Source organism: Oryzihumus sp. (genome assembly GCF_036391795.1).
Classification (GTDB): Bacteria; Actinomycetota; Actinomycetes; order Actinomycetales; family Dermatophilaceae; genus Oryzihumus.
Map to the genome: position 1 here is coordinate 1 of NZ_DASVZH010000238.1, position 6,119 is coordinate 6,119.

The following is a 6,119-nucleotide window of genomic DNA, read 5'->3' on the forward strand; positions in this document are numbered from 1 at the left end:
GCCGGCGCGCCGCGTGGCGGCCGGGACGAGGGCGTCGAGCACCGTGGCGGTTCGCGCCTGGCCCCGAAGTCGCCCCGCCTGCCGGAGCCGGCGATCGCCGAGGGCGTGACCGGCCACGAGCTCGACCGCGCCGTGAAGAACCAGCTGCGCACCCTGAGCAAGGAGAACGCCGAGGGGGTGGCACAGCACCTGGTCATGGTCGCCACGCTGCTGGACACCGACATCGAGGCGGCCGAGGCCCATGCCGAGACCGCCGTCCGTCGCGCCGGCCGGGTGCCGGCCGCTCGCGAGGCGATGGGCCTGGTGGCGTACCGCAAGGGTGACTGGGCCAAGGCCCTCAGCGAGTTCCGGACCGCACGGCGTCTGTCCGGGTCCTCGCACATGCTCCCGCTGATGGTCGACGCCGAGCGCGGCCTCGGGCGCCTCGACCGGGCCCTGGACCTCGCGGCCTCGCCCGAGGCGAAGTCGCTGCCGCTGGACGAGCGGATCGAGCTCGCGATCGTCGTCTCGGGCATCCGTCGCGACCTCGGCCAGCTGGAGGCGGCCGCGGTGGGGCTGGAGATCCCGCAGCTGCGCCCGACCACCAGCCCCAAGCCGTGGACGGCGCGCCTGTTCTACGCCTATGCGGAGGCCAAGCTCGCCCTCGGGGACACCCAGAGCGCTCGGGACTGGTTCGCCCGTGCCGCCGACGCCGATCTCGACGGGGAGACCGACGCCGATGAGCGGCTGGCGGACCTCGACGGCGTCCACGTCACCGACCTGCTCGAGGACCTCGACGACGAGTGACCCCAGGTGCACCCCATGTTGTCCACATGGGGGTGCACTCCGGGTCCCACCATCCACAGGGGCCGGTCGCTGCCTTCACTGCGGCGACCGGCCCCTTCAGCATGGGGGGACCAACCAGGGGAGAGGTGTCACATGACTTCACGAGCAGCCGCCCGTCCGCGGGCCATGCCGCAGGATGAGCCGGCCGTCAACGAGGTGAGACTGGTCGGGCGCGTGAGCGGCGAGCCGATGTCCCGCGACCTGCCGAGCGGTGACACGGTCGTGCAGCTCCGGGTCGTCGTCCGCAGGACCGGCACCCCGCGTGCCGGGGCCAGGACCGCCACACTGGTGGACACTGTCGACGTCGCCTGCTGGAGCAAGGGTGCGCAGCGCCGGGCGTCGCGCCTGCACGGCGGTGACGTCGTCGAGGTGACCGGGGCGCTGCGCCGCCGCTTCTGGCGGTCCCCGGGCGGTCCGGCGAGCCGCTACGAGGTCGAGGCGGCGACGGTGACCCGGCAGCATGGTCGTCCGGCGGGTGACCCCTGACCCTGATCCCTGACCGTGACGCCCGGCCTGTGAGCGCGTGACGGTGATTCGTCGGTCCTGACCCCGGCGCCGTCGTACGGCACGCCGACGCGCAACAATGCCCGGGTGACTGAGCCGGAGACGCCGCTGCTGCACAGCTATCAGGGGGTCGTCTGCGATCTCGATGGTGTGGTCTACCGGGGACGCGAACCCGTCCCCCATGCGGTCGAGGCGTTGCGGGCTGCCGTGGAGTCCGGCCGTCGGGTCGTCTACGCGACCAACAACGCCTCGAGGACCCCCGCGCAGGTCGCCGCACAGCTGACCCGCCTCGGTGTCTCGCTGACGGAGGCAGACGTCGTCACGAGCGCCCAAGCCGGCGCCGCGCGCGTCCGGGATCGTGTCGGAGACGGCGCCCGGGTGCTCGCGGTGGGTGGCGAGGGGGTGCGTGCCGCGTTGCGGGAGGAGGGGCTCGTCGCGGTCTCCGAGGCGGCCGGCGCGGTGGCGGTTCTCCAGGGGTTCGGCACCGACGTCGGCTGGCGCGAGCTCGCCGAGGCGGCGTATGCCGTGCAGTCAGGTGCCGTGTGGGTCGCCACGAACGTCGACGCGACGTTGCCGACGGATCGGGGGACAGCCCCGGGCAACGGGACCCTGGTGGCGGCGGTCCGCAGCGCCACCGGGGCAGACCCGGACGTGGTCGGCAAGCCCTGGACACCGCTGTACGAGCTGAGCGCCCGGCGGCTCGACATCGACGCCTCGCAGACCCTGGCGGTCGGCGACCGGCTGGACACCGACATCGCCGGGGCGAACGCTGCGGGGGTCGATGCCCTGGTGGTCCTCACCGGGGTACACGGCCCCGCCGATCTGGCCGCCGCGGGCGTCGAGTCGCGACCACGCTACGTTGCCGCCGACCTGAGGTGCTTGGGCGTGGGCTACGTCGCGCCGCGGAAGGTCGACGGCGCCTGGGCCTGCGGTGCTGCGGCGGTGACGATGGCTGCGGCCGACGGCCCCGACATCCAAGTGGTGTGCGACGGTCCGGCCGAGCACCTGCTGCGGGCCTCCCTGGCGGCATCATGGGAGGCGGTCGACAACGGTGCACTCGCAGCGGAGTCGCTGCGTGAGGCCCGGATGGGGCAGTGGTGGACCCTCATGGCTGAGCGACTGGCCGCAGAGGACGGCGCTCCAGGCTCACCCCGGTCCAGCCTGGGGGACGCGCGGGAGACCGGGGATGGCGGAGCAGTGCGCGAGGGCGCGGCCAGAAGCGACGCAGGACGTGGGGGCGGCTCGGCGGACTGACCCGAGGCTGCCCACCAGGCTGTAGCCGCCGCTGTGCCTGCACCGCGCTGGGACGTGCGGTGCAGGTCACGCGCCCGGCCCGGTGCGACGGCAGGAGACGCGCGCGGGGCGGGGCAGTAGCGTGAAGCCTCACTGCCGGGTGGTGACCCGGTGCCGTGACCCACGAGGAGGAACTCCATGGCGTTCGAATCGGTGCGGGGCTACGTCCAGCTCGCCTCCGGGCTGGGCGAGCTGACGAAGGCCCGGGCGCTCGAGGCCGCCCAGGGGCTGCTGGCCCTGCCCGGGGTCACGAGCACGGGCAAGGTGGCCGGACAGGTCACCACGCTCGCCGACGAGCTGCTCGCCGCGGCCACGACCAACCGCGAGAACCTCACCACCCTGGTGCGCTCCGAGGTCGAGGCCGCCATGGGTCGCCTCGGGTTGGTGCCCGTGGCCGAGCTGGAGGCGGCGCAGGCCCAGGTTACGAGGCTGCGCGCAGAGCTGGCCCAGGTGCGCTCGACCGAGCACGCCGAGGAGGCCTCGGCCGGTGGCGACGCCGCGACCTCGGGACCTGCGGGTGCTGCAGGTCGGCCGTCCCGCTCGACCCGTGCAGCGGCCACGCACGGCGCCGCGCCTGCCGTTGTCCCGGCCCGCAAGGCCGCCACGAAGCGGGCCTCGAAGCGAGCCTCAGGCACGAACACCATCGGGCCCACGACGTCGGCGACCGGGTCCAGCACGGCGCCGACAGCCACGCGCTCTGCCGGAGGTTCGGCGACCACGTCCCCCGCGGCGAAGTCCTCCACGGCCACGTCCACCGCGGCCAAGGCTTCGACGGCGAAGCCCTCCGCTGGGAAGACGGCCGCGGCGAAGAAGTCCGCGGCCAGGAAGTCCTCCGCTGCGAAGACCGCCACCGCCAGGAAGACCTCCGCCGCGACGTCCACCGCGGGCACGTCCACCGCGGCCAAGACTTCGACGGCGACGTCCTCCGCTGCGAGGACCGCCGCCGCGAAGAGCTCCACGGCGAAGACCACTGCCGCGAAGAAGGCCGCAGCCAGGAAGACCAGCGCGGCCAGGTCCGGGACGAGGAAGTCTGCCGGCGCCTCCTCGGTCACGGCCTCCACCTCGGGCGCGCGGAAGAAAACCCAGGCCAAGCGTGCCCCGCTCCGCCAGCCCGCCGGCGCCCAGGCCGCGCGGACCCGGGCGGCCAGCGATGCGGCACCCGCGCCGACGTCCTCGTCGGCCGCCACCACCCGCCGGACCAGCAAGGAGACCTCATGACCCACGACGATGCGGTGCAGGACAACGCGGTGCAGGATGACGCCGCGCAGGAAGCACCTGGGCCGGCAGCCCCCGCGCAGCCAGCCCCCGCGCAGGAAGCGTCTGGGCCAGCAGCCCCCGGGCAGCCAGCCCCCGCGCAGGAAGCGTCTGAGCAGGCAGCCGGCGCGCAGGCAGCCGGCGGCTCGACCGAGACTGCGGCTCCGAAGCCCGGCCCGGGCGTGAGCGGTGCCACTACCCCCGCCCCGAGCCCGGCTGCTGCGCCGAAGCCCGGCCCGCGCGGGGGTTCGGAGCAGGGCCCGCGCGGGGGTTCGGAGCAGGGCTCCAGCGAGACCTCCGGAGCGGCTCCCGCTGCTGGCAGTGGGCTGGTCACACCTCCCGCTGTCGCCACCAAGGAGCCCACCGGCGACGTGGTGGTCGACGCGGTCCTCGACGAGTTCGACCGGGTCACCGGCGAGCCTCTCGACGCGCACGTCGAGGTCGGGGAGAAGGTGCACCGCACGCTGCAGGCCCGGCTGGCCGACCTCGGCGACGAGTGAGCGCGCCGACCCTTCGCCCCGGTGACCCCGCCATGACCGACTCGCCGTCGCGCCTGGACGTCGAGCTCGTCCGCCGTGGTCTGGCGCGGTCGCGCGGACAGGCGCGCGCCCTCGTCGGCCAGGGCGCCGTCCTGGTCGGCGGCGCCACCGCGAGCAAGGTCTCCGCGCCGGTCACCGCGGCCGACGAGATCACCCTGGCGACCGAGCCCGAACCCTGGGTGAGCCGCGCGGCATACAAGCTGCTGACCGCCCTGGACGAGTTCGCCGACCGCGGCCTGTCCGCGCAGGGGAAGCGGTGCATCGACGTCGGTGCCTCCACCGGTGGCTTCACCCAGGTGCTGCTGGCCCGTGGCGCCGTCCACGTCGAGGCGGTCGACGTCGGGCACGGCCAGCTCGTCGCGGAGCTCGCCGGCGACCCGCGGGTGACCGAGTGGTCGGGCACCAACGTGCGTGACCTGGACCCGGCCTCCATCGGAGGCCCCGCGGCCCTGGTGGTCGCCGACCTCAGCTTCATCTCGCTGCGCACGGTGATGCCGGCGCTCGCGGCACTGACCGCCCCGGGCGGCGACCTCGTGGTGCTGGTCAAGCCGCAGTTCGAGGTCGGGCGCGAACGGCTCGGCCGGGGTGGGCTGGTGCGCAGCGCGCCCGACCGCGCGCGGGCCATCACCGACGTCGCCGCGGCGGCTGTGCAGGCGGGGCTGCGCCCGGTCGCGCTGCACGGCAGCCCGATCCGGGGCACCAACGGCAACCGTGAGTACCTACTCTGGTGCACGTCCCGCGACGTCGCCGCGCTGAGCCCGCGCGAGGTCGCCGACCAGGCCGAGCGCCTCTCGACGGAAGGGCTGACGTGACGCGTCGCATCCTGCTGGTGGCCCACCCCCGCCGCCCCGAGGCCCAGCACCTTGCGGGTGACGTCGCGGCGCGTCTGCACGCGGCAGGCATCGAGGTGGCCCTGCTGCCCGAGGAGGCGGAGGCGGTCCACCTGGGGCACAACCCCAACGTGGTGCTGGCCGACCCCGCCGACCCGGCCCGCGGCTGCGAGCTCGTCTGTGTGCTCGGCGGCGACGGCACCATCCTGCGCGGGGCCGCCATGTCCCGCGGCACCGACGCCCCGCTGCTCGGGGTCAACCTCGGGCACGTCGGCTTCCTCGCCGAGGCCGAGCGCGAGGACCTGCAGGAGACCGTCGAGCGCATCGTGTCCCGCGACTACGCGGTCGAAGAGCGGATGACCCTCGAGGTGCGCGCGCACCACGATGGCGAGCTCATCGCCGCCAGCTGGGCGCTCAACGAGGTCACCGTCGAGAAGGCCGCGCGGGAGCGGATGCTCGAGCTCATCGTCGAGGTCGACGGCCGCCCGCTCTCGACCTGGGGCTGCGACGGGGTCGTGATGGCCACGCCAACCGGGTCGACGGCCTACGCGTTCTCCGCCGGGGGCCCCGTCGTGTGGCCCGACGTCGAGGCGATGATGGTCGTCCCGCTGGCTGCACACGCCCTCTTCGCCCGGCCGCTGGTCGTCGGGCCGAGCTCCCGGCTGGCCGTCGAGGTGCTCGCCGACACCGAGGGCTCCGGCGTCCTGTGGTGCGACGGGGCGCGCATGGTCGAGCTCCCGCCGGGCGCCCGGATCGAGGTCTGCCGCAGCGACACCCCGGTGCGCCTGGCCCGGATGAGCTCCTCTCCCTTCACCGACCGGCTCGTGGCCAAGTTCGACCTGTCCGTCGCCGGCTGGCGCGGGGCGGGTCGGCG

At 74.6% G+C, this 6,119-nt stretch carries 7 protein-coding genes; 6 read left to right on the forward strand and 1 reads right to left on the reverse strand.

All coding sequences use genetic code 11. From position 1 onward, the window contains the following. From VF825_RS14740 to VF825_RS14750, 3 genes are all read left to right on the forward strand, one after another. On the forward strand, window positions 1-786 hold a 786-nt coding region (locus VF825_RS14740), incomplete at its 5' end, for a hypothetical protein (protein ID WP_331114618.1). A 132-nt stretch (window positions 787-918) separates the two neighbouring features. Then, window positions 919-1,311, forward strand: a complete 393-nt coding sequence (locus tag VF825_RS14745) for a single-stranded DNA-binding protein (protein ID WP_331114621.1) — start codon at window positions 919-921, stop codon at window positions 1,309-1,311. 105 nt (window positions 1,312-1,416) lie between these two features. Continuing rightward, window positions 1,417-2,583, forward strand: coding sequence for an HAD-IIA family hydrolase (locus VF825_RS14750; protein WP_331114623.1), 1,167 nt, complete (start codon window positions 1,417-1,419; stop codon window positions 2,581-2,583). Between the two features lie 200 nt (window positions 2,584-2,783). On the opposite strand, the gene VF825_RS14755 is transcribed toward VF825_RS14750, so the two are convergent. Continuing rightward, complete coding sequence (locus VF825_RS14755; RefSeq protein ID WP_331114626.1) at window positions 2,784-3,845, reverse strand: hypothetical protein; 1,062 nt, start codon at window positions 3,843-3,845, stop codon at window positions 2,784-2,786. A 402-nt stretch (window positions 3,846-4,247) separates the two neighbouring features. On the opposite strand from VF825_RS14755, the gene VF825_RS14760 reads away from it, so the two are divergent. The 3 genes from VF825_RS14760 to VF825_RS14770 form a co-directional block, all read left to right on the forward strand. After that, a complete protein-coding gene (locus tag VF825_RS14760) occupies window positions 4,248-4,376 on the forward strand; it encodes a hypothetical protein (RefSeq protein WP_331114628.1) in 129 nt (42 codons plus the stop codon). Between the two features lie 32 nt (window positions 4,377-4,408). After that, window positions 4,409-5,227 (forward strand): TlyA family RNA methyltransferase, encoded by an 819-nt coding sequence (locus tag VF825_RS14765; RefSeq protein ID WP_331114630.1) that lies wholly within the window; start codon window positions 4,409-4,411, stop codon window positions 5,225-5,227. Then, window positions 5,224-6,119, forward strand: an 896-nt coding sequence (locus tag VF825_RS14770) for an NAD kinase (protein ID WP_331114632.1), incomplete at its 3' end; no start/stop codon positions are given. The genes VF825_RS14765 and VF825_RS14770, both read left to right, overlap by 4 nt.

Bases quoted from the DNA above. Each gene is read 5' to 3' on its own strand.
- VF825_RS14765 (WP_331114630.1), top strand. From the start codon at position 4,409: ATGACCGACTCGCCGTCGCGCCTGGACGTCGAGCTCGTCCGCCGTGGT.
- VF825_RS14745 (WP_331114621.1), top strand. From the start codon at position 919: ATGACTTCACGAGCAGCCGCCCGTCCGCGGGCCATGCCGCAGGATGAG.